This window comes from Hymenobacter psychrophilus (genome assembly GCF_900107135.1).
Classification (GTDB): domain Bacteria; phylum Bacteroidota; class Bacteroidia; order Cytophagales; family Hymenobacteraceae; genus Hymenobacter; species Hymenobacter psychrophilus.
In genome coordinates, this window is the sequence record NZ_FNOV01000009.1 from 39,090 (window position 1) to 61,638 (window position 22,549).

16 protein-coding genes are annotated in these 22,549 nt (G+C 61.1%); 11 read left to right on the forward strand and 5 right to left on the reverse strand.

The features are described from left to right. Positions 1 to 144: 144 nt before the first annotated feature. From porV to BLW21_RS14135, 4 genes are all read right to left on the reverse strand, one after another. The gene (gene porV, locus BLW21_RS14120) at positions 145 to 1,338 is read right to left on the reverse strand and encodes a type IX secretion system outer membrane channel protein PorV (protein WP_092741134.1); all 1,194 of its coding nucleotides are present in this window, start codon (positions 1,336 to 1,338) and stop codon (positions 145 to 147) included. Between the two features lie 53 nt (positions 1,339 to 1,391). Further along, entirely contained in the window at positions 1,392 to 5,336 is a 3,945-nt protein-coding gene (porU, locus tag BLW21_RS14125; RefSeq protein ID WP_092741136.1) for a type IX secretion system sortase PorU, read from the reverse strand. A 184-nt stretch (positions 5,337 to 5,520) separates the two neighbouring features. Further along, positions 5,521 to 6,225: a CDP-alcohol phosphatidyltransferase family protein gene (locus BLW21_RS14130; RefSeq protein ID WP_092741138.1), complete on the reverse strand. Its 705-nt coding sequence runs from the start codon at positions 6,223 to 6,225 to the stop codon at positions 5,521 to 5,523. 82 nt (positions 6,226 to 6,307) lie between these two features. Then, positions 6,308 to 6,943, reverse strand: a complete 636-nt coding sequence (locus BLW21_RS14135; RefSeq protein ID WP_092741140.1) for an MBL fold metallo-hydrolase — start codon at positions 6,941 to 6,943, stop codon at positions 6,308 to 6,310. A 257-nt stretch (positions 6,944 to 7,200) separates the two neighbouring features. Here BLW21_RS14135 and BLW21_RS14140 point away from each other — a divergent pair, with 257 nt between their 5' ends. The 7 genes from BLW21_RS14140 to ccsA (BLW21_RS14170) all read left to right on the forward strand — a co-directional run bounded on the left by BLW21_RS14140 (position 7,201) and on the right by ccsA (BLW21_RS14170) (position 16,955). After that, on the forward strand, positions 7,201 to 8,289 hold the full coding sequence (locus tag BLW21_RS14140) for an NAD(P)/FAD-dependent oxidoreductase (protein ID WP_092741142.1): 1,089 nt from the start codon (positions 7,201 to 7,203) through the stop codon (positions 8,287 to 8,289). 139 nt (positions 8,290 to 8,428) lie between these two features. After that, positions 8,429 to 11,752: a TolB-like translocation protein gene (locus BLW21_RS14145; RefSeq protein WP_175470977.1), complete on the forward strand. Its 3,324-nt coding sequence runs from the start codon at positions 8,429 to 8,431 to the stop codon at positions 11,750 to 11,752. 198 nt (positions 11,753 to 11,950) lie between these two features. Then, positions 11,951 to 12,592, forward strand: coding sequence for a heme exporter protein CcmB (locus BLW21_RS14150; protein ID WP_092741477.1), 642 nt, complete (start codon positions 11,951 to 11,953; stop codon positions 12,590 to 12,592). A gap of 114 nt (positions 12,593 to 12,706) precedes the next feature. Further along, positions 12,707 to 13,378, forward strand: a complete 672-nt coding sequence (gene ccsA, locus BLW21_RS14155) for a cytochrome c biogenesis protein CcsA (protein ID WP_092741146.1) — start codon at positions 12,707 to 12,709, stop codon at positions 13,376 to 13,378. Beyond that, positions 13,359 to 13,622, forward strand: a complete 264-nt coding sequence (locus BLW21_RS14160; RefSeq protein ID WP_092741148.1) for a CcmD family protein — start codon at positions 13,359 to 13,361, stop codon at positions 13,620 to 13,622. Before ccsA (BLW21_RS14155) ends, BLW21_RS14160 begins: the two co-directional genes overlap by 20 nt. 190 nt (positions 13,623 to 13,812) lie before the next feature. Further along, on the forward strand, positions 13,813 to 14,241 hold the full coding sequence (locus tag BLW21_RS14165; protein ID WP_092741150.1) for a cytochrome c maturation protein CcmE domain-containing protein: 429 nt from the start codon (positions 13,813 to 13,815) through the stop codon (positions 14,239 to 14,241). Between the two features lie 113 nt (positions 14,242 to 14,354). Next, positions 14,355 to 16,955, forward strand: coding sequence for a cytochrome c biogenesis protein CcsA (gene ccsA, locus BLW21_RS14170; protein WP_092741152.1), 2,601 nt, complete (start codon positions 14,355 to 14,357; stop codon positions 16,953 to 16,955). A 455-nt stretch (positions 16,956 to 17,410) separates the two neighbouring features. On the opposite strand, the gene BLW21_RS14175 is transcribed toward ccsA (BLW21_RS14170), so the two are convergent. Then, positions 17,411 to 20,152, reverse strand: a complete 2,742-nt coding sequence (locus BLW21_RS14175) for a T9SS type A sorting domain-containing protein (protein WP_092741154.1) — start codon at positions 20,150 to 20,152, stop codon at positions 17,411 to 17,413. 183 nt (positions 20,153 to 20,335) lie between these two features. On the opposite strand from BLW21_RS14175, the gene BLW21_RS14180 reads away from it, so the two are divergent. The 4 genes from BLW21_RS14180 (at position 20,336) to BLW21_RS14195 (ending at position 22,493) form a co-directional block, all read left to right on the forward strand. Further along, positions 20,336 to 21,178: a Rossmann-like and DUF2520 domain-containing protein gene (locus BLW21_RS14180; protein WP_092741156.1), complete on the forward strand. Its 843-nt coding sequence runs from the start codon at positions 20,336 to 20,338 to the stop codon at positions 21,176 to 21,178. A gap of 64 nt (positions 21,179 to 21,242) precedes the next feature. Next, positions 21,243 to 21,572, forward strand: a complete 330-nt coding sequence (locus BLW21_RS14185) for a 2Fe-2S iron-sulfur cluster-binding protein (protein WP_092741158.1) — start codon at positions 21,243 to 21,245, stop codon at positions 21,570 to 21,572. A gap of 104 nt (positions 21,573 to 21,676) precedes the next feature. Continuing rightward, positions 21,677 to 21,913, forward strand: coding sequence for a Fe-S cluster assembly protein IscX (gene iscX / locus BLW21_RS14190; protein WP_092741160.1), 237 nt, complete (start codon positions 21,677 to 21,679; stop codon positions 21,911 to 21,913). 85 nt (positions 21,914 to 21,998) lie between these two features. Next, entirely contained in the window at positions 21,999 to 22,493 is a 495-nt protein-coding gene (locus BLW21_RS14195; RefSeq protein ID WP_092741162.1) for a KdsC family phosphatase, read from the forward strand. Positions 22,494 to 22,549 lie beyond the last annotated feature (56 nt).

The window sequence follows — 22,549 nt, forward strand, 5'->3', positions numbered from 1 at the left end:
TCGAAGAGGTTAGGGAGACTATAAAGCTGTCATTCCGAGCGAAGCAGGAAATTCGGGGTGAAACGCCGAACAAAATCGTTCGATGGCGTTCCGCCGGATTTCCTGCTTCGCTCGGAATAACAGCTTTACAAAGAAATAGCAGAACTAGTTAACCGGGCTATCGGATGGGCCGAAGGCTTCGCTTAGTTCATTGAAGTTAAAGTGTAACGACACCCGCAATGTTTGCGACAGCGGGTTGGCCTTCGAGTTGGGCACCAGGTAGGTGCCATCAACCCCAAAAACCTGGTAGCGCACGCCGGCACCAAAGCTCAGGTACTGCCGGTCGCCCTTGGTAGGGTTTTCGTAAAAGTAACCGGCCCGCACCATCAGCAGGTCGTTGTAGGTGTATTCGAGGCCAGCTGAAAGGTTGATTTCCTTGAGCTCCTCGCTGAAGCCGCCCGGCGCGTCGCTGAACGAGCTGGTGATGCCCTTCACGATGCCGTAGTCGCGGCGCTTGCGGTTTTCGGCCTCTACCGCCGCGCTGTTGGGGGCCGCGCCTTCTTCGTAGTAGGGCGATGGTACCAGCAGCTTGTTGGCATCAAACGTAAATGTGAGCTTGTTGTAGGGGTCAAGCTCCTTGGTAATGGCCGTGCCCAGCTTCAGGTTGGTAGGCAGGAAATCGGCATTGTTGGGGTCGGTGTAGGTTATTTTGTTGCCGATGTTGGAAACCGCACCTCCGAAGGACAGGTTGTATTCGCCGGGCCCGATGGTGAGGTCGGTAGTGTAGTACGCGCCTAAATCGACGGCTACGGCGTTGGCGGGGTTGGAGTCGATGCCGCTGTTACCGCCGATAAGGTTGGAGCGAATGTAGCGCACGTTCAGGCCCACGCCGAAATTGTCGCTCAGCTTCTGGCCGTAGCCTACCGTCAGGGAGTATTCCTTGGGGTTGAAATCACCCTTGGAATTACCCAGGTCGTCGCGGTAGTTGATCTGGCCCAGGTCGAAATACATTAGGTTAGCCGACAGCGTGCTTCGGTCGCTGAGTTTGGTGGTGCCACTCAGATACCCCAGGCCCATATCGTTGGTAATGCTGGCCAGCCACGGCGTGTAGGAGAGCGAAGCACTATGCTGATAGCGTACAAAGCCGAGCTTACCGGGGTTGTAAAAACCGGCGTTGGCATCGGGGCTGATGGCCACACCCGCCTCGCCCAGCGCCGAGGAGCGCGAATCGGGGCTGATGGTGAGGATGGGCACGGCCGTGGTGATGGTATGCTGCTCTTGGGCGTGCGCAGTGGCGGCAGCCAGGCTCAGCAGCCCGGGCAACAATACCGAACGCAGGGACAAATTGGTCAGGGGCATAGGGGTGGGTGAAAAGCGGAGTCGAAAAAGTAGAGAAAAACCGGGAAGGCAAGTTAATTGAGCAGCACCAGCTTTTCGTATTTGGAGGCTGTGGAAGTTCCTGTGTCGCTGGCCGAGCGGGTGCGCACCGTTACGCGGTACACGTACACGCCGCGGGCCAGCTGGTCCTGGTACTCATCGCGCCCGTCCCAACTGAGGGCGGCCACGTGCGAGCCACTGCCCAGCGCCGTACCCTGCAACGTGCGTACCAGCCGCCCGGCGACCGTGAAAATCTGCACCTGAATATCGAGGTCCTGGCCGCTGCGGTTGTGGTCGAAGTGGAAGGTGGTGCTTTGGGCAAACGGGTTGGGGTAATTAAGCACGTGCTGAAGCGCGAGCTTATCGGTAGAGGCGGCAATGAACTCCAGGCGCTGTTCGGCCGAGTTGTTCCAGGTGTCCCAGGCCTTGAGGCGCAGCTCGTGGGGGCCGGGCGTAAGGTCTTTGAGCTGGTATTGCACCCGGCCCACCTGGAAACTATCGGTTTTAGCCGTGTACGACGAGTTGAGCACCAGCACCTTGCTGGCGTCGCCATCGAGCGTGAGCGTGAGGTCGTGGCCGATGCCGGTGCCGGCCGTGTTAATGCCGCTGGCGTCGCGCAGCACGGCCAGCAGCGTGGGGCTCATGCCCGTCAGGCCGCCCGACACAAATTGCTCGTTGTCCATGAACAGGCGGATGCGGGGCGCAATCGTGTCGCGGGCCGTGAGTGGGGCCACGTCGCCGATGGGCACCAAGCGCTGGCCCTGAGCGTCGGTGCGGGTGGTGGGGTCGGCGGCATACAGGCTGATTTTGCCCAGGCCCACGCTGTAGTTGATGTCTTTGGGTACTACGAACTGCAGGCTGAACCTGCCGCCCTGCACGCTGGCCGGGCCATCGTAGAGGATGTTCTCGCGTAGCTGTATCGCCTGGGGCTTGTCCGAGCCGTCTGGTTGGACTTCGTTGCCGAGGGTGCTCACGGTAGATTTCTTCTCGAATACCTGCACGTTGGCCGTACCCGCAAAAGCCGTGTTCAGCTGCCCGTTGTTTCTTACTTCGCCCTTCAGTGTTACCTGCTGCAGGGCTTTAAGCGTGTCGGGCATCGAAGCGGTTACCGGCTTGCCGTCGATTTCGGTCAGGGCTACCGTTTGCTCGGGGTAGGCCAGGCGCATCGAGGGGTCGCCGAGCAGGGCGTAGTTGCGGTTGTTGTCGCCGATGACGGCAATGTTTTTGGCCGTCTGGCAGACATCCCCGATGCGGGGCATGGTGCCATCGGGCCGGCGCTGGAAGAAGTCCTTGAAAAACTCGACTGCCAGGGCCTGGTTGCGGTCGGCATACACCACGCGGGTGGTGGTAAGCAGGCCGATGGCTCCGCCCTGCACATCAATCAGGGCCTGCTCGCCGGCCGAAGTAAGGCTGGGGTCGTCGTAGGTGCTGAAGTCGCAGGTGCCGGTGAACATGAAGGTGGGCCGGGTCGCGTTCTTCAGCCTGAGAATGGAGGCATTAGTCACAATCTGCTCCTGAGCCAGGGTCTTGGGTCCACCGTGGCCGATGTAGTTAATTAGCAGTGAGCCCTGCTCGAACGCCTCATCAATGGCCTTTTCGGCAACCGGCGACCGTTCGCCAGCGGCCAGCGACACCTGCGGGAAAAGGTCGAGGTACAGCTTATAGGTGTTGTAGCCGCGGGAGGCAGCCAGCGTATCGAGCGGGTTGGCCAGCTGCTCGCTGTAGTATACGAACAGGTTGTTGTCGCCGTCGTCGGCGACGAACGTGAGGCGGTTACGCCACTTGCCGTAGCCCACGGGGCTGTCGTAGTCGATCAGTTTCTGGGTAACACGTGCCGCCTGCTCATCGGTGCTGACCGGCAGACGGCCCACGGCTACGTCGAGCAGTTCGTTGCTGGATCCCGGTAGCCAAGCCCCTTCCGAATCGTCGAGCAGGCCGTAGTAGTCGTCGGACGAATAGGTAAGGCCCTGGCCGTTAGGACGGTTGCCCATCACTAGGTCGAAGCTCTCTTCCGATTCGTACACTGGTACGAAATTCTGATTGGTTTGATTGGCGTTGGCTGGCTGACGGCTGCTCCACCAGTCGGGGAGCTTGGTGGGGTCATTGGTAGGGCCAGCCTTGTAGTCGTAGGAGGCGTCTCCGAACAGCAGCAGGTACTGGCGGCGGCCGCTGGTGTTGCGGTCATACACCATCTTCATCAGGTCACGAATGGCCGTTACGTCCTGGCCGCCGGAGCCGAACTCGTTGTAAATCTGCCGCACGTTTACCACCTGCACGTTCAGGCCATCGTGGCTGCTGCGGTGAGCGGCCAGCTTGTTGGCCTCCCGCAAAAAGCGTGGGTGGGCTACAATCAGCAGCTCCAGCCGGCCGTCGAGGTTGAGGGCGTGCAGGTTCTGGCTGGCTACTTTGCCGAAACCGCGGGGAGCCGGAAATTCGGCTCCCGTAAAGGCCACGAACTCGCGCACGGTATCGGTGCGGGCCAGAAAGGTGCCGTTGGCGGCGGCCACGGCAGCCGGCCGGCGCGGGTTGCTCACGTCCCAGATGGTGGCGGCGGCCGCGTTGGCCACGTCAAACTGGCTGATGGCGCCGGGCAGCAGGTTGTCCAGGCTGCGGAATTGCAGCTGGCCCCCGTTCAGGCGCAGCTGGCGGCGGGCATTTACTTCCAGGTAATCGAGGTAGCCCTGCGCGCCAGGGTCGGAGCCGCTGCTGTAGCTGAGCGTTATTTTGAGTTCGGTAGGGGAGGTGGCCGGTACCTGATAAGGCAGCACGCTGCGGTTGGTATTGGCTGCCTCGGGGTAGCAGTAGCTACCGCCGCTGCAGCTGAAGCCCGGTACTACCTGAGCGGCCAGCGCCTGCCCGTTCACGCTGGGCTGAAACACCGTAGCCGCCGTCGAGGCAGCTACCACGGCCGAGGTAATCAGGGCCGTTGAGCCCGGCACCAGGTCGGTCACGGGAAGCGTGAAGGTCTGTTCAGGGCGGCCCGAAAATGCCTCGCCCACCCAGGTCCGGCCCGTTTTTTTGAGGTTGAGCAGGTCGCGCTCGTAGAACTGCCGGTCGTTGAAGGTACTGATGCGGGCGCCGGGCGTGCCACTCACGGCCGGGGCCGGGGCTACGCGCCGGCCGGCGGTGGGGCCCACCGTCAGGAAGTAGTAGGCCGTGTCGGTGTAGGGGTTGAGCTGGTGGCGGAAACGGGTGCTGAACCCCTCGCGGCTCCAGGTGTGCGGGCCGCGGGCATAAAACAGGAAGTACTCGTCGTTGTCGAAGGTGGCGTTGGTATTGCCCACGAACTGAATGTCGTTTTCCACCAGGTCGTCGGGGCGGTAGGCGCTGTTGGGTTGGGGCAACGTGCCCATGGCATTACCAAACAGCCGCAGCCGGGTGGGGTCGAAATTCTCCAGCCCGAAGCTTTTGAGCGTAGCCTTATCGAGCTTGAAAATGCCGCTGGTGGGCACCCCAATCTTAAACCACTCGCCCTGGCTCAGTACCGAGGTGCGGGCGTAGGTACGGGTGGCGCCGGGCCGGTTGCTGGCACTGCTATAGGTATAAGCGAAGCGCACGAGGCGCTCGGCTTGGCCGGTTTGGGGGTTGCGGCGCAGGGGCTGCAGGCGCAGCAGCGTAACCGGCTGGCGGGCTTCGGTGCCGGGTACCAGCTGCACCAGCGGCGAAGGCGGCAGGGCCGCCAGATCGAGTTGGCCGGCCTGGGCGGGCAGTAGCGGCTCGTACTGGGTTTCGACCAGTTGGCCCGCGGCCACGGTGCCGGGCAGCCGCACCAGCAGCGTTCCAACCTGCTCCTCGGGCCCGAAGGCCGCACCCCGAAACGCGGGCACCAGTCGTTTCTGCCCCTTCAGACCCACGGGTACGGTGCCCGTCCAGGTAATGCGCCCCTGGTAGGTCTGCTCGCCCTTCTGGGCCTGGGCCCGCGGAGCCGAAACTCCCAGTAACAAGAGTGTAGTCAGCAGCCAGAACGTAGAGTAACGCATACGCACAACGCAAAAAAGCCAAGAGAATGAACTACGAGCGCCAACAGGGTGGCTGGCAATACAGTTCAGCCCAAAAGATAACAGCGCCGGCCGCGAAATATTGCGCCCGAGGCCGGAAGAAGAAAGCGAATGGTCTGGTTTGCTAAACGAGGCTGCCCCCCAACCCGGATTGCCCCACCCCGGCTCAGGCCGCCGCGGCAGTTTCCTTGGCCGGGCTGAGCACCGACAGCAATACGTAGAGCAGCACGATGAGCGGCACGGCCACCTCCCGCAGGCCAATCAGCAATGCGACACCCAGCACTAAAAATACGAACCGCAGTTTGTTGTCCTGCCAGCGTAGCGTCTTGAACTTGAGGGCAAACAGCGGCAGTTCGGCCACCAGCAGCCCCGACAGCAGTACCGTTAGCCCCAGCAGCAGCCTGGGGCTGAGGATGAAAGGGGCGAGGGCGAAGTGGTCGTTGGCCAAAATGAGCGGCAGCGAGGCCACTACCAGCGTGCAGGCCGGCGTTGGCAGGCCGATAAACGAATCGGACTGGCGGGTGTCGTTGTTGAACTTGGCCAGCCGCAGGGCCGAAAACACCGTCACGATAAAGCCCGCATAAGGTAGCCAGTCGGGCAGGTCGGCCCCGGCCCGGCTCAGCAGCGCGAACAGAAACGCGCCCGGCACCACCCCAAACGACACCATATCGGCCAGCGAATCCAGGTCCTTGCCAATCGGCGACGACACGTTCAGGGCCCGGGCCAGCAGCCCATCGAAGAAGTCGAACAGCGCTGCCAGGGCCACGAAGTAGGCCGCCAGCACGAGGTTATCGGCAAAAATGAAACGTAGCGCCAGGCAGCCCGCAAACAGGTTCAGGCAGGTAACGGCGTTGGGAATGGATTTTTTCACTAGCGTTCTAGGGTCTTAGAGGCTTGAGGTTGGATCAGTTTGTCATCCGGAGTGGAGCGAAGAATGACAGTAAATCGATATTCTAGTGTAGAAACGGATTGTTGCGGCGCTCCTCTCCGATGGTGGTGGCGGGGCCGTGGCCGGGGTACACTACCGTATCATCAGGCAGGGGCAGCAACTGGGCTTTGATGCTGGCAATGAGCGTGGCGTGGTCGCCGCCGGGCAAATCGGTGCGGCCGATACTGTGCTGAAACAGCACATCGCCGCCGATAACCGTGACGGTGGGTTGGTGGTAGAACACTACGTGGCCGGGGGCGTGGCCGGGCACAAAGCGTACTTCCAGCTCGGTATTACCAAAGCGCACCGTTTCGTCGGCCCGCAGCTGGCCGGTGGGCTCGGCGGGCTGGTAGCGCGGAAAACCGTAGTTGGATGCGTAGCTCGGCACGGCCCGCAGGGTAGCCAAATCGGCCTCGTGCAGCAGGTAGGGCACCTTATAAGTATCGATTACGAACTGGTTGCCCAGCACGTGGTCGATGTGGGCGTGGGTGTTCACCAGCAGCACTACCCGCAGGTTATGGTCCTCAATGTACTGGCGCAGCGCCTGCTGCTCGGCCGGCTCGTAGCAGCCGGGGTCCACGATAACAGCCTCGCCGGTTTCGTCGGAGAGCAAGTAGGTGTTTTCGGCAAACGGATTGAAAGTGAAGCCGGCAACGGTCATGGCAGGGAATAATAGGTTTGAAAGGGCAAGATAAGTGGATTTTGAGTTGCTGAGGTTTACAGAACGACGTAGGGGCGGGGCTTCGCTGTGCTGTCCTGCGGTTGCCCCGCCCGCCGCATGAACGATTCTACCCCGAGCCGTTCAAAGATTCGGCCCCAGGCCATGTACCGGCGGGCGGGGCAACCGCAGGGCAGTGCAGCGCAGCCCCGCCCCAACATTACGCCAACTCAATTTCTCCTACCCTACCTTGCCCCCTGATGCTACACGTTGACTACCTGATTATCGGCTACGGCATTGCCGGGGCCACGCTGGCGGCCGAACTGCGCGGGCGGGGCCGTAAGGTGCTCGTGCTCGATACGCTCCAGCCCGATTCGGCCTCGCGGGTGGCGGCCGGCCTGATGAACCCGGTGGCTGGCAAGCGGTTCGCGCTGGCCTGGCGGGCCGATGAGTTGCTGACGGCCGCCGCCGAATTCTACCACGCCCAGGAGCAGCGGCTGGGGCGGTCGTTTTTTCAGGCGCTGCCCATTGCCAAGTTCTTCTCGTCGGTGCAGGAGCAGAACGCGCTACTGGCCCGCAGCGCCGACCGGCCCTGGCTGGATTTTGTGGAGGATATTTCGGCTGGTGAATTGCCGCCGCTGCCGGGCGTAAGTCCGCAGTTTGGTGGCCTGCTGGTGCAGCGCGGCGGCTTTGTGCTAGTCGAGGAACTGCTGCTGGCCCTCACCGCCGAAGGGCTGGCCGCGGGCTGGCTGCGCCACGAAACTTTTGACTGGGCCGCGCTTGTTGCCGACCCAGCCGGCGGCTTTTGCTACGCGGGTCGGGTGCAGGCCCGGCACGTTATCAGTTGCGAAGGCGCGGCTACCATCCAAAACCCGTATTTCAGCTGGCTGCCCCTTACCCCCAACCAGGGCGAGGTGCTAACCGTGGAGTGCCCCGGCCTGCCGGCCGATACCGTCCTCAACAAGGGCGCCTACGTGGTGCCGCTGGGGAATGAGCGGCTACGGGTGGGGGCCACTTACCGCTGGCCGCCCTTCGCGGCGGGTATTACGGCCGAGGCCCGCGAGGAACTCGGCCAGCGCCTGTCGGAGCTGACGAAACTGCCTTTCCGGGTGGTGGGCCAGCGGGCCGGGGTGCGGCCGGCCGTGCGCGACCGGAAGCCGCTGCTGGGCACGCACCCCGACAGTCCGGGGCTGCACGTGTTCAACGGTATGGGTTCGAAGGGCGTGATGTTTGCGCCCCGGCTGGCCCAGGTAATGGCCGATTGGCTGGAAAATGACACCGAGCCCTGGCCCGAAGTCAATATCCGGCGGTATCTTTCGTTATATGCGGCCGGCATGGCTGCGAAGTAGTCGGATTTAGCTAATTTGTTTTTCTAAAGAAGAAACTGGACAAAGCCTCATGCAGAGCCAACCTTGCGTTGAGTGCCTGTTTGTTCTTTTGCCTTATAGTGTCCCTACCCAACTCCGTTTCCCGCTCTCGGTTTTTGATATGAAGCACGTCTCCTTTCTTTTCCGGCCGGGACTGGCACGGCCCGCTGGTTCGGTGCTGCTGCTGGCCGGGCTGCTGGCCACCGGCCCCGCCGCCTGGTCCCAGACGGCCCAGGAGCCCTTTGGGCGGGTCCGTATTCAGTACAAAAACTTCGACTGGCTGCAGTTCAGCACGCAGAATTTCACCGTATACTACTATGCCGGGGGCGAAACCAACGCCCGTCACGCGGCTGAGTACGCCGAAAAGGAGCTCCAGCGCATTACCGGCCTGATTGGGTACTACCCGTACTCGAAAACCACGATTATGCTCTTCAACTCGGTGGGCGACCTGCGGCAGAGCAACGTGGGCCTGGCCTCCGAGAAATACACCAGCGGCGGCGAAACCGCGCTGGCCCGCTCCACCAAGGTTCAGATTGCCTTCCAGGGTACCCAAACGCAGTTCAAGCAGGAGTTGAGCGGCCGCATTACTGAGGTGCTGCTCAACGATATGATGTACGGCGGCTCGCTTAAGGAGGTCATCCAGAGCAGCTACCTGCTACAGCTACCGAGCTGGTTTATCGACGGCGCCTCGGCCTACGCGGCCCAGGGCTGGAGCGTGGAAATGGACGATTACATGCGCACCATGTTGCAGGAGCATGAGGGCAACCGTACGGCCCCGTTCTTCCTGCGCAACCCCGAGCTGGCCGGCCAGAGCGTGTGGAACTACATTGCCGAGCGCTACGGCTATACCAGCATCCAGAATATTCTAAACCTCACGCGCATCACCCGCGACGTGGAAGTGGGCATCAGTTCCTCGCTGAACGTGCCCTACAAGGTGTTTCTGAAAGACTGGCTGGCTTACTACCGCCAGCTAAACGCCCAGCCGCTCACGCCGTTTCAGGAACTCGACGATAAGAACAGCCTGGCCGGCCGCAACCGCCGCAACATCCTGTACAGCCAGCCCGTGCTCAGCCCCAACGGCCAGCGGCTGGCCTACGTGCAGAACGACCGGGGCCGCTACCGCGTGCTGGTGGTAAACCAGAACGGCCGCGGCCGCGACGTGCTGCACCGCGGGGGCTACAAAACCCCCGATCAGCAGGTGGAAACCCGGCTGCCGCTGCTGGCCTGGCGCGGCAACGGGCAGGTAGCCGTAGTGGAGGAGCAGCGCGGCCAGCTGGTGCTGCAGTTGCGCGAGGCCAACGGCGGCCTGGGTAATCTGGCGGCCCGCCTTAAGGGGCTGCTGCCCCGTTTTGGCCGGCGTACCTCGCTGTTCTCGTCCTTCTCGCAGGTGACAGCCCTGAGTTACTCGCCCGATGGCAAATCGGCGGTGTTTAGCGGGGTGCGCCAGGGGCAGAGCGACCTGTACCTGCTGCGGGCCGGCAGCCGGGCTCCCGAAAAAATCACCAACGATGTGTTCGACGACGTGGAGCCGGTGTTTATGCCCGACGGCCAGAGCCTCGTGTTCAGCTCCAACCGCTGGCTCGATTCGGCGGGCACGGCCCGGGGCTCCTTTGCCTCGGTAGTGAACAACTACGACCTCTACCGCTACCACCTCGACGGCCGCGCGCAGCCGGTGGAAGTGCTGGTAAGCACGATTTCCAACGAAAGCCGCCCCCGGGCCCTGAGCAACGACGAAATCCTGTTTGTGAGCGAGGAGAGCGGGGTGCGCAGCATTTACCGCTACTCCTTCAGCACCCGCGACTACCAGCCCGTCAGCAGTTTCCTGGCCGGCGTGCAGGATTTCGACTACAACGCCACCACCGGCACGCTGGGCCTGACGGCCATGGCCGATGGGCGCAGCAACGCCTACCTGTATCCCAGCTACGCCCTGCCCGCCGACCTGAAGCTGTCTAAAACGGCTCGCCAGGAAATTCTGGAAGACCGCTCGCGGCCGGCCAAGGCCGTGGCTCCCAACCGGCCCGGCCCTACCGTGGCCCGCGCTCAGGGCACTGCTCCCACCGATGCAGCCCCGGCGGCTCCGGCTCCGGCTCCGAAAGCAGCCGATAAAACGGCCGACAGCCGCGTGAATCCCAACAACTACGAGTTCGATGAAGATATTCCGGCTTCGCGGGCACAAACCCCGGCCGTTGCCCGGCGGCGGGCTGCTACGGTTGTAGCCCTGCCCAAGTCCGCCGCTGCTGAGGCGCCCACGCTGGCCGGACCCTTCCGCTACGGCACCCCGTTCAGCATCGACAATGTGGTATCGACGCTCACGGCCGATCCGCTGCTGGGGCTGGGCTTCTCGGCCCAGGTGAACATGTCGGACCTGATGGAGGATCACCGGATTCAGGCCGGCATCTTCGCCCTCACCGACCTGCGTACGAGCAACATTTTTGCCGAGTACACCAACCTCAAGCACCGCTACGACTGGAGTATCCGCTACCAGAAGCAGGCGTATTTTCCTGACCTCAATGGTAACGCGGATGTTCGGTTGCGCTACGGCCGCCACGAAATTGCCCCCACCATTGCTTATCCGCTCACCCATAACCTGAGCGTGCGGCTGGGCCCGCGCTTCGTAAACGTAAGCCGCCGGCTCTACAGCGACCTGTCTAATAACTTCGACGTAAACACGAATTATCTGGGTGGCGAGGCCGAATTGGTATTCGACAACTCGGTGATAACCGGCATCAACATGCTGCAGGGTACGCGCATGAAAGCCGGTATCAACAAGCTGCGCGACCTGAGCGGCAACAACTCGGGTTTCACCAAGCTTACCGTCGATTTGCGCCACTACCAGAAGCTGCACCGCCAGCTGATCTGGGCCAACCGGGCCAGTTTCGGGCAGTACATGGGGGGCGGATCAACCTCACCGTTCTTCCGCCTCGGCGGTATGGATAACTGGCTGAATGCTGACTTTGCTGATTCGCGCTACATCACCGAGAACGGAAACCAAGTGAGTGAATCCACCCAGCTCGACCCCACGCAGATGTTCTACCAGCAGTTCGTAACCAATCTGCGGGGCTACGACTACAGCAAGCGGGTGGGCCGCAAGTACGTGCTCTTCAACTCCGAGCTGCGCCTGCCTATCGTGCAGTATTTCTCGCGCCGGCCCATCGAGTCGGGCTTCTTCCGCAACCTGCAGCTAACGGCCTTTGGCGATATGGGGACCACGTATTCGGGTTCTAATCCGTTCAGTGTCAATAATTCCAACAACACGCGTACTCCATCCCAAGGGGGCTTCTCGGCCACGGTCATCAACTTTACCAACCCGCTGCTGTATGGTTATGGCGCGGGCATCCGCACCACTATGCTGGGCTTCTACGTGAAAGGCGACGTAGCCTGGGGCCGCGAGCAGTACACCACCACCGGCCCGAAAATTTACGCTACGCTGGGTTACGACTTTTAAGAGCGGCGTCAGGCAAGACGAAAGAGTACGCACGAGAGCGGGTTTTCCACATCGGAAAACCCGCTCTCGTGCGTCTGGCTGGGCAATTAGGGCGGAATAAGGTGCGGAAGGCAGGTAGTCCGGGGGTTGGGTTGTATCTTTGTGGTCCTTTCAACGAGCCGAGTTGCCGTGGCGCTGCTAAGTGAAATCTGGGTGTTGATGCAGAAGGACTTCCGGCTGGAATGGCGGCAGCGGGCGGCTCTGAACGGCATGCTGCTGTACGTGAGCAGCACGGTATTCGTCTGTTACCTCAGCTTCTCGCTGCGCGGGGGGCAGCTGCCCGCTCCGGCCTGGAATGCGCTGTTCTGGATTGTGCTGCTGTTTTCGGCCATCAATGCGGTGGCCAAGGGCTTTCTGCAGGAAAGCCGGGGCCGGATGCTCTACTACTACACTGTGGTGCGGCCCCAGGCCGTGATTCTGGCTAAAATTGCCTACAACGCCCTGCTGCTGCTGGGGCTGGCGCTGGTAGCTTTTGCGCTCTACTCGCTGGTGCTGGGCAACCCGGTGCAGAATGTGCCGCTGTTTGTGGGCAACGTGCTGCTGGGCGCGGTAGGCTTTGCCGGCACGCTCACGCTGGTATCGGGCATTGCTGCCAAGGCCACCAACAGCAGCACGCTGATGGCCGTGCTGGGCTTCCCGCTAATGGTGCCCATGCTGCTGCTGCTCATCAAAGTATCCAAAAACGCCCTCGACGGCCTCGAATTCGAAGCCAGCCGTAACTCCCTGCTCACGCTGGTGGCCCTTAACCTCATCGTCGGGGCCGTGTCGTACCTGCTGTTTCCCTTCCTTTGGAGAAGCTGAAAAGAAGCTTTTAGCTGTCAGCTGTTAGTGTATAGCTGACCTTTCGATATCCTCCTTTGTTACAAAATAACGATTCTAAAAAGCTAACAGCCAACAGCTAATAGCGAACAGCTCATGAAAAGAAACTGGTGGAAAGCCCTGACTGTGGTGTTGCTGCTGTACGTGGCGGTGGCGGGCCTGCTGATGCCGGTGCCGCGGCTGGCCATTCTCAACGAGAGCATCCGCAACCTGTACTTCCACGTGCCCATGTGGTTTGGCATGACGGCCATTCTGGTGGCCTCGGTGTACTACTCGGTACGCTACCTGCGCACCCCCACGCCCGCGCTCGATATTAAGGCCCACGAGGCGGCCCGCACGGGCATTCTAATGGGTTGCGTGGGCCTGGCCACGGGCAGCATCTGGGCCCGCTTCACCTGGGGCGCGTGGTGGACCAACGACCCCAAGCTCAACGGAGCGGCTATCGCCATGCTCATCTACGGTGCCTATCTGGTGTTGCGCTCTTCCTTTACCGATGAGCAGCAGCGGGCCCGGGTGTCGGCCATCTACAACATCTTCGCCTTCGCCGTGGCCATGCCGCTGTTCTACATCCTGCCGCGCCTGACCGACTCGTTGCACCCCGGCGCGGGCGGCAACCCGGCCTTCGCCCGGTACGACCTCGACAGCGACATGCGTCTGGTGTTCTATCCGGCCGTCATTGGCTGGACGCTGCTGGCTTTCTGGGTGGCCCAGTTGGCCACCCGCATTTCCGTGCTCAAACTGAAAGTGTATGAAAAGCAAATTGCGTAGCCCGGCTCCCGGAGCCCTGGGCCCAAAGGTCCTGCTGCTGCTGGCCCTGCTGCTGCCGGTGTGGCCGGCCCTGGCCCAGGCGCCCGGCGCCCAGCCCGAAATGGCCGAAGTCCTGCGCCAGAGCGGCAAAATTTACGTGGTAGTAGCCGTCATTGCCGTGGTGCTGGCCGGGTTGCTGCTGTTCCTGATTTCGCTCGACCGGAAGCTGAGTCGGCTGGAGAAGGAAATAGGGGAGGAGCGGTGAAATAGTGACTCGGTGAATAAGTGAATCGTTCTGCCTCAAGTCTGCGCCCCTTGCAGAATGACAGAACCTGCTTCCATTCACCAACTCATTCATTCCCTCATTCACTGGTTTTTGCGGACCTTTGCGGCCCCAATTGTTGTTCCAAGCTGACTTCTGACTCCAACCGGAGTTGCCTCCTGTTTTAATCGACATGAAAAAAGCCCACATTTTTGTCATGGCCATCATTGCCGTGGCCATTGCCATTATCACCAGCACGGCCGGCGACGCCAGCGTGTACGTCTCGTTCAAGGAAGCCCGTGAGCGGGCCGCCGACGGCAACCTGACCAAGGTGCACGTAGTAGGCCGCCTGCCCCGCGACGGCCAGAAGAACATCATGGGCCTGGAGTATAATCCTACCCTCGATCCTAACTACTTCGCCTTCACGTTGGTTGATACCAACCGGATTGCCCAGCGCGTCGTGTATTTCAACCCTCAACCCCAGGATTTCGACAAGTCGGAGCAGGTGGTCATCACCGGCGCCATGCGCAACGACATCTTCGTGGCCGACAAAATTCTGCTTAAGTGCCCCTCCAAGTACGTGGAGAACGAGGTGAAGGGCGCTACCGCATCTATCAATTAGTGCTTGGAGCTTAGGTGATAGTGCTTGGGAAAAGCAGTTTTTTCTAAGCGTCCACGGCTAAGCTCTGTTCACTAAGCACTAAGCACTAAGCACTACGCACTAATAAAGCAAGCATGCTGAACACTCTCATCGGCGACGTCGGGCACTTAAGTGTTATTCTGGCGTTTGTGGCGGCCACCGTGGCGGCGTACTCCTACTATATGGCTGCCCGGGGCCGGGCGCTGGGCGACACCGATGCCGGCTGGATGAAGCTGGGCCGTGGTGCCTTCATCGTGCATTCGGTGGCTGTGCTGGCGGTTATTGTGAGCCTGTTTGGTATTATTCATGGCCACCGCTACGAGTACTACTACGCCTGGAGCCACAGCAGCAACCACCTGCCCATTTACTACATGATTTCCTGCTTCTGGGAAGGGCAGGAGGGTAGTTTTCTGCTCTGGATCTTCTGGCATGTGTGCCTGGGTCTGATCCTGATGCGCTCGGCCAAGCGCTGGGAGGCCCCGGTAATGGCCATTTTCGCCGGCGTGCAGCTCTTCCTCACGTCCATGATTCTGGGCATTGTGCTGGGCGACCTCAAAATCGGCTCTTCGCCGTTTATCCTGCTGCGCGACTTCATGCCCGACCTGCCCGTGTGGCAGACCAACCCCAACTTTGTGCCCACCGACGGCACCGGCCTGAACGCGCTGTTGCAGAACTACTGGATGGTCATTCATCCACCCACGCTGTTCCTGGGTTTCGCTCTTACGCTGGTGCCTTTTGCCTACGCCGTAGCCGGCCTCTGGAAGGGCGAGTTTAGCGCTTGGACGCGCCCGGCCCTGCGCTGGAGTCTCTGGGGCGGCCTGATTCTGGGCGTCGGCATTGTAATGGGGGCCTACTGGGCCTACGAAACCCTCAACTTTGGCGGCTACTGGAACTGGGACCCTGTCGAAAACGCGGTGTACATCCCATGGCTGGTGCTGGTGGCTTCCATCCACGGCCTGATTCTGTGGCAGCGCAGCAAATTGGCGCTGCGCACGTCGTTCGTGCTCGTTATTGCCACCTTCCTGCTCATTCTCTACGCTACCTTCCTCACCCGCTCGGGTGTGCTGGGCAACGCCTCCGTCCACTCGTTCACCGACCTGGGTCTGTCGGGCCAGCTGATGATTTACTTGGCGGCCTTCGTGGTGCTGAGCATCGTGCTGCTGGTTTCGCGCTGGAAGAAAATACCGATTTCCGAAAAGGAGCTGACCACGTACAACCCCGAGTTGTGGGTGTTTGTGGGCGCTACGGTATTGTGCCTGGGCGCGTTCCAGGTGCTGTTTACGACCAGCATTCCGGTGTATAATGCCTTCCTGGGCTTCATCGGCATCAAATCCAACTTGGCCCTGCCCGCCGATCAGATTGCCCATTACTCCAAGTTCCAGCTTTGGCTGGGCGTAGGTGTAGCCTTTTGCTCGGGCCTGGCTCAGCTGATGTGGTGGCAGAAAAACGACCGTTCTTCGCTGAGCAGCACCCTTACGGTGCCCGCTATGCTCTCCCTGCTCGGTGGGGCCCTGGTTATTCTGCTGGTGCAGTACAATGGCAAGAAGATGGAGCTTTCGTACATCGCGCTCCTGACCACGGCCCTGTTCGGGGTGCTGGCCAACCTGAGCATGGTGTTCACGCTGTTGCGGCGCAAGGTGAGCCTGTCGGGTGGCGGCGTGGCCCACATCGGTATTGCCCTGATGCTGCTGGGCGTGTTGGCTTCGTCGGGCTACTCCAACGTCATCAGCCAGAACACCTCCGGCCTGCTGTATTCGCGCGAGTTCGACCAGACCACCAACCAGGACAACGTACTGCTGTGGCGCAACGACGTAACGCGCATGGACAAGTACGATGTGCGCTACACCGGCCAGTATTTCGATGTGCCCGGCGTGCCCGGCTACGTGGATAAGCAGCAGCTCTACCGCACCGCCGACGAGTACAAGGCCCTGGCCCGCTCCGACATCAAGCGCGGCGACAAGGTGTACTACAAGGCCGGCGACACGCTCGAAATTCTGCCCGAAAACACCTACTACCGCGTCGAATATCAGGACCGTGAGAATAAGAGCCAGTTTACGCTGTACCCGCGGGCCCAGGTAAACGAGCAGATGGGCGGCCTGCTGGCTTCGCCCGATGTGAAGGTGTTCCTCGACCATGACATCTACTCCCACATCAGCGCCGTACCGCCCATCGACCAGGAAAAAGACTGGAGTGAGGTGAAGGAGCACGTGCTCAGCATTGGCGACACGATTTTCCTCAACGACTACTTCGCCGTATTCCGGGGCGTCGAGCCGGCCAAGCAAACCGCCGGCCTCGGCCTGGCTAAGGGCGACTTGGCCATTCAGGCCGATTTTCTGGTGTCAGGCGAGAAAAAGCAGTACCACATGCACCCGGTGTTTGTGGTGCGCAACCGCCTCATCGGCCGCGTGCCCGACGAAGCCGAAGACCTGGGCCTACGCCTCTCGTTCCTGAATGTGGAACCCCAGGAGGGCAAGTTTACTTTCGGCGTGAGCACCACGCAGAAGGACTACATCATTCTGAAAGCCGTTGAAAAGCCCTTTATCAACCTGCTCTGGAGCGGTACGCTGCTCATGGCGCTGGGCTTCGGTATGGCCATCTACAAACGCCGCCGCGAAACCGAAGCGCCGGCCGTACCCGCCCCCGAAGCAGGTGCCCGCCCCCGCCCGGTAATGCCCCGCCCCAAGGCCGTAGCCTAAGGCCCGGTTACTACCAACCACACCAAAAGCGCCCCCGATGCTAGTGCGTCGGGGGCGCTTTTGCTTGGTCTCCCTCGCCAATGCGGGCCCCAGCAGCTTGGGTTCAGCCGCTGCGGAGTGTCATAAATTTCATGGGAGGTCGGATGAATTTCATGGGAGCATAGGGTAGAGGCTGTTCAGTAGGTCGCCAACAGGTAGAGGCAGTAGCTGCGGCAGCTTTACCAAGATGGCTTGCAGGCAGTAGTGGGGAGCAGAAGCGCGTCGGATCCACCGCGGAGCGACCCCAGCCGTTCAGCCGGTTGTGTTACCCCGTTAGGGCTACCATGTAATAGCAGGCAAAAGAACAGCCTGCGGCCTGCACCTCGCTGCGCCGTAGAGCAAGCTGCCCTCCCTCCCCGCACAAAAAAGGGGCAGCCAGATGGCTGCCCCTTTTCGGGTACACTCGCGGGACTGAATTACTTCTGCACCGAGATAGTACGCATCATGAACTCGTTGCCGTTGCGCACCTTCACAGTGTACATGCCGTTGGCCAGGTTCGAGAGGTCGATGGTCTTTACTGCGTTGTCGCGCACGGTGCTCGTGTGCACGCGCTGACCCAGCATGTTGGTTACTTCAACCTGCAGGCCGTTTTTGGCATTGGCGCCGCTAACTGCCACCGTAAGGTTACCGGCCGTCGGGTTGGGGTAGAGGTTGATGGCCTTCTGTAGGGCCGACGAAGTGCCGGTTACAGCAGCCGACGTTACCGTGATATCATCCACGAACAGCGCATACTGATCGGCATCACTGTTGGCGTGGAAACCGATGTAAACGTTGCCGCTGGTGGTGGGAGTGATGGCCATTACTTGGCCTGCGCCCGTACCAGGAGTGGTCGTTACGTAAGACGTGTTAACGATGTTGTTGTTGCTCCACAGGAGGTTGGTTTGAGCAGCCGGGGTGGCGGCAGTACCGTACTTTACCTCCATTTTTTCAAACGTACCTAATACCAACGCCTTGTACTTGAAGGTGAGCTGGTAAGTGGAACCAGCCCGCATGAACAGCGCCGGGGTGTAGAACCAGTCGTCAACGGCAGTCGTCGTGTTGGTTGTGCTGAAGAAGTAGGCAATGTGGTTGGGAGCCGAAGCGGGGCCCCGCTGATCCGTAACGAACCAGGACTCATCATCACCGTTGACGTTGCTCACCGTAACACCGCAAGGTAGATTGTCGGTGGCTACCCCATCGAAGTTCTCGGTGTAGGGGAACGTGCTGATAATGGGCGGCTGACAGGCAGTCGTTACTCTTACCGGGCCCACCAGATCACTCTGGCTGCTGGCGCTGCAATTCGTGCGGATGTACACATCATAGCTCGTCAGACCCGCCAGGCCGGTGATGGTGTAAGGCGAGGCGGCGGTGGTTACGGTAGTGCCGGCCGAGTTGGGGTTGAAGCCGGTTGGGCCGTAGATGATGCTGTAACCCGTGGCACCGGCAGCGGCAGTGAACGTAACGGTAGCCGTGGTAGGCGAGGGGCTGGCAACTGTCAGGGCCGTTGGCACGTCGCAGGCGGCGGGGGTACCGAGTCCGGCTTCCAGCGCCAGACGGGTGCGCAGCGTGGTAGCGTTTACCGAAGTCCAGGCACCGGTAGCCGTCTTGTAGTAGAAAGTATTTGGCCGCAACGGATCTTCCAACTGGGAGGCCAGGCCCGGATTGGTATCCAGTTCCTTCACGCCAACGTAGAAGTCGCTACCTACGGCAATGTTCGGAATAGCTACCGCAACAGTGCCACCGGCTGCTGGCCGCGTTTGGGTAGGCGAGGTGTACAGAATAGCGCCAGGGGTGCCACCGGTACCCGTAGCGTCGAGCAGCACAATCTGGTACGGCGAAACGTTGGGCGTCGTGCCACTGGGCGCAAAAGTTGGCTTAACGGTGTACACCGTGGTAGGCTTGGTTACGCTGAATTTGGCTGCCAGAATACCCTCGGCACCGCCCACGCCCACTCCACCGGCGCTAAATGCCACGTTGGGGTCGATGTAAGAAAGCCGGTTGGTGTTCACGTTCTGCGAGGCCACCAGTGCATTGTTGGTGTTTACCTCGTCGGCCGGTACGGTTACCCGGAGGGTGTTGGTGCCGGTCGAGGTCAGCGGATAGGCTGCGAAAGTAACCGTTGCCGATTGACCCGTGGTCAGCGAGGCCACCGTTTGCACGTTGGTAAACGTGTTGGGGCCGCTCACGGTAAGCGTAACCGGAATGTTGGTGAGCGTGCCGCTGCTGTTGTTGGTAACAATAGCCTGCACCACATGGGGCGAGTTGAACTCGCGGGTAACCTGGCCCAGCGTAAACACCGACCGCACCGCTACGTCGTTGGCGATGAGAGGGGCCTGGTTGAAGCGGTAAGTGCGCCCCAGATCGGGCGTAGTAGTAGACCGGAAGTTGTGGGTGTAGCCAAGAGCCGAGTAGTTGCCCGTGATAAAGGTGGTGGTGCTCCAGGCTGCAGTTGAGCCAGCCCGTGCGCCTAACACTGTCTGCCCAGCGGATGAGCCCGAACCTTTAATGCCCACATTGGGGAACCGGGCGCCGGGAGTTCCCGTGCCTGCTACGGCGGCGCCGTAAACAAATTCTACCCGGTTGGCGGTTTCGTAGAGTTTTACCTGAAAGTTAAAGCTGGCATACTGAGTGGCTGCCATGTCGGTGCCGCTGCCCGCTTTGTCGCTCACGTTCTTCCACTGAATGGTGCAAACGCGGTTCGGAGCCGTGCCCGTGGTGGCTACCCGATATTCCGCCCCTCCTGCTGCCGTGCCGGCAATCAGGTCGATGTTGAAGGGCATCAGGATGTTGGTGTTGGCCGCGTTGGTGCTCGTCAGCGGATCGGTAGACGTGCTGCCCTGGTCCTGCGTAATAAACAGGTCGGCTGCCGAAGGGGCCACGGCCCCCAACCGGATTGCTCCGTTGGTATTAAGCACGAAGCTGGTAAAGCTCTGGCCATTGAAGCTGAAGCTGAAACCAATAGGGGTAGCCGCCGAGTTGGCGTCGTCGGTGTTGGCCGTGGCAATGGCCGTGCCGGTGGTGCCCAAATCGGTGTAGGTGCCGGCTACGTTCGTGGCATTGGCTACTGTATAGTTCAGGCTCTGGGCGTGGGCGGCTCCGGTAGCCAGGCCCAGCAGGCCAAGCAGGGCCAGCTTACGCCAAGCCTTGGTAGAACGGCCTTTCGTGTAGAGTTTTGTCATGAAAAAACGGAAAAGAAAGTGAGATAAAGGACATGAGTTGAAATGCCAGCCGCTATTCGCTCCGGAGGGCAAATAGCGTTTGCATCGGCAATATGCCGAATAAACCGCTAATATTTATTTCATTTAGTGGTAAAGTTTTCAAAAAAATATGATCCAGACTACTAAATAGTCAGTTCTACTTCCATGCTTATAACCGATCTGAAATCCTTGCGCGTGGTGGTGCTCGGTGCTGGCCGCGTAGCTGCTCATCTGGCCCCGGCATTGGTTTCTGCCGGCCACCAGGTAGTAGGCCTCTGGAGCCGCAACCCCGAATCGGGGGCGGCGCTGGCGGCCCGGCTACCGGCTACGGCGGCCCTTGCCCCCCACCTGACCCAGCTGCCCCCCGCCGACGTGTACCTGCTCACGCTGCCCGATGCGGTAGTGCCCGACGTGCTGGCCGCGGCCCGCTTTCCGGCCGGGGCCCTGGTGGCCCACACGGCCGGGGCGCTGCCGCTGTCCGTGTTTGCTCCTTATAAAGAGCAGCTGCGCGGCGGCGTGTTCTACCCGCTCCAAACCTTCGGGCCGGGCCGGGCCATAGCGTGGGCGGATGTGCCGCTGTGCCTGGAGGCCACTGATGCGGCCGCGCTGGCCACCCTGCACCGGCTGGCCGCCGCGCTCAGTACCGATGTGCGGGAGCTGGACTCGGCCCGGCGGCTGCAGCTGCACGTGGCGGCCGTGTGGGTCAGTAATTTCCCCAACCATTTGCTCGGCATTGGGCGCGAGCTGCTGGCGGGCGCCGGGCTGCCCTGGGAGTTGCTGCACCCGCTCATCCGCGAAACCGTGGATAAGGCCCTAGCCCAGCCGCCCTTCGTGGCCCAGACTGGCCCGGCCGTGCGCCATGATGCCGCCACGCTCGCCCGCCACGAAGCCGCGCTGGCCGCCCAGCCGCGCTGGCAGCAGCTCTATCAGCAGCTCACAGCCAGTATTCAGGCCACGGCCGGGCTGCTACCAGCTGCGGCAAACAATGGGTCCGGTTCGCGGCTTTGATTCGGGGGGGGGCGTCCGTACCTTTGCCCCTTAATTTTTGCCTTGTTTCCCCTAGCCTTCCGCCGTGAAAGCCATCAATATCACCTTTACCTTCCAGGACGGCCAGCCCGACCAGACGCACGTGGCCGCCGAGGGCGAATCGGTGCTGGACGTGGCCCTCAACAACGATATTCAGCTGCAGCACAACTGCGGCGGCGTGTGCGGCTGCAGCACCTGCCACGTCTATATTGAGCGGGGCGAGGCCGACCTGCCCGAAATTTCCGACGCCGAGGAAGACTTTATCGACCGGGCCGAAAACCCGCGCATCAACTCGCGCCTGGCCTGCCAGTGCGTGGTGCAGGGCAGTTCCGACCTAGTGGTGCGCATTCCGCCCCAGCACTTTCTGGGGCATTAAATAGCCATGTGAGGAAACGTGAAAAATGCGAGAATGTGCTGCCCGGTCCGACTCGCTACTGTTCTCACCTTCCCCACGTTTCTCCCATTCACCATATTCTTCCTATGAACCATTTCGAGCCCCCGATCCAGTGGAGCGACCACGAGGACGTTGCCATTGCCCTGTACGAGAAGTTCGGCAACGAATTCGGCGAGCCTAAAATTTACCGCGTTCGGTTTACCGAGCTGCTGGACTGGGTGCTGAGCCTGCCCAACTTTGAGGGCACCCGCGAGCAGGCCAACGAAGGCCACCTGGAGCAGATTCAGGCCAAGTGGGTGTACGAGTGGCGCGACAACCAATAGGCCGTCCGGCCGTGTGCTGCCAGTCAGTTCTTTCTGTTATTAGTGCACGGCAAGCTGGCCGGGGCGCGCATTTGCTATGCATGATATGTCGTCGAGCGTTGATTTAAAAGCAGTCAAAGTATTCATTCTGGATGTGGACGGGGTGCTGACTGATGGCACCCTGCTCGCCTTCAACTCGGGCGAGCAAGTCCGTACCTTCCATATCCGCGACGGGTACGCCGTGCGCCATGCCCTGCGGCAGGGCTACCGGGTGGCCGTTATTTCGGGCCGCGAAGAGCAGGGCGTCCGCAAGCGGCTGGAGTCGCTCGATGTGCGCGACATCTATCTGGGGGTTGATGACAAGATGAAAATCTTCAACAACTACCTCAACACCTATCACCTCGAAACGGCCAACATTGCCTACATGGGCGACGATATGCCCGACCTGGAGGTGATGCGCCGCTGCGCTGTGGCCGCCTGCCCCGCCGATGCTGCCGCCGATGTGCGGGCCATCAGCAACTACGTGGCCCAGCTGCCCGGCGGCCACGGGGCCGTGCGCGAACTGATAGAAGCCGTGATGAAGGCCCAGGGTACCTGGTAAACACTGGTTAGCAGCGCAGAACTGTAACTTCCGGCCCAACTTTCTCCTCCGGCCAG

Coding starts and splice junctions, on each gene's coding strand:
- porU (WP_092741136.1), bottom strand. CDS start 5,336: ATGCGTTACTCTACGTTCTGGCTGCTGACTACACTCTTGTTACTGGGA.
- BLW21_RS14165 (WP_092741150.1), top strand. CDS start 13,813: ATGAAAAAAGCCCACATTTTTGTCATGGCCATCATTGCCGTGGCCATT.
- BLW21_RS14160 (WP_092741148.1), top strand. CDS start 13,359: ATGAAAAGCAAATTGCGTAGCCCGGCTCCCGGAGCCCTGGGCCCAAAG.
- BLW21_RS14150 (WP_092741477.1), top strand. CDS start 11,951: ATGCAGAAGGACTTCCGGCTGGAATGGCGGCAGCGGGCGGCTCTGAAC.
- porV (WP_092741134.1), bottom strand. CDS start 1,338: ATGCCCCTGACCAATTTGTCCCTGCGTTCGGTATTGTTGCCCGGGCTG.
- BLW21_RS14195 (WP_092741162.1), top strand. CDS start 21,999: ATGTCGTCGAGCGTTGATTTAAAAGCAGTCAAAGTATTCATTCTGGAT.
- BLW21_RS14180 (WP_092741156.1), top strand. CDS start 20,336: ATGCTTATAACCGATCTGAAATCCTTGCGCGTGGTGGTGCTCGGTGCT.
- BLW21_RS14175 (WP_092741154.1), bottom strand. CDS start 20,152: ATGACAAAACTCTACACGAAAGGCCGTTCTACCAAGGCTTGGCGTAAG.
- ccsA (WP_092741146.1), top strand. CDS start 12,707: ATGAAAAGAAACTGGTGGAAAGCCCTGACTGTGGTGTTGCTGCTGTAC.
- ccsA (WP_092741152.1), top strand. CDS start 14,355: ATGCTGAACACTCTCATCGGCGACGTCGGGCACTTAAGTGTTATTCTG.
- BLW21_RS14135 (WP_092741140.1), bottom strand. CDS start 6,943: ATGACCGTTGCCGGCTTCACTTTCAATCCGTTTGCCGAAAACACCTAC.
- iscX (WP_092741160.1), top strand. CDS start 21,677: ATGAACCATTTCGAGCCCCCGATCCAGTGGAGCGACCACGAGGACGTT.
- BLW21_RS14145 (WP_175470977.1), top strand. CDS start 8,429: ATGAAGCACGTCTCCTTTCTTTTCCGGCCGGGACTGGCACGGCCCGCT.
- BLW21_RS14140 (WP_092741142.1), top strand. CDS start 7,201: ATGCTACACGTTGACTACCTGATTATCGGCTACGGCATTGCCGGGGCC.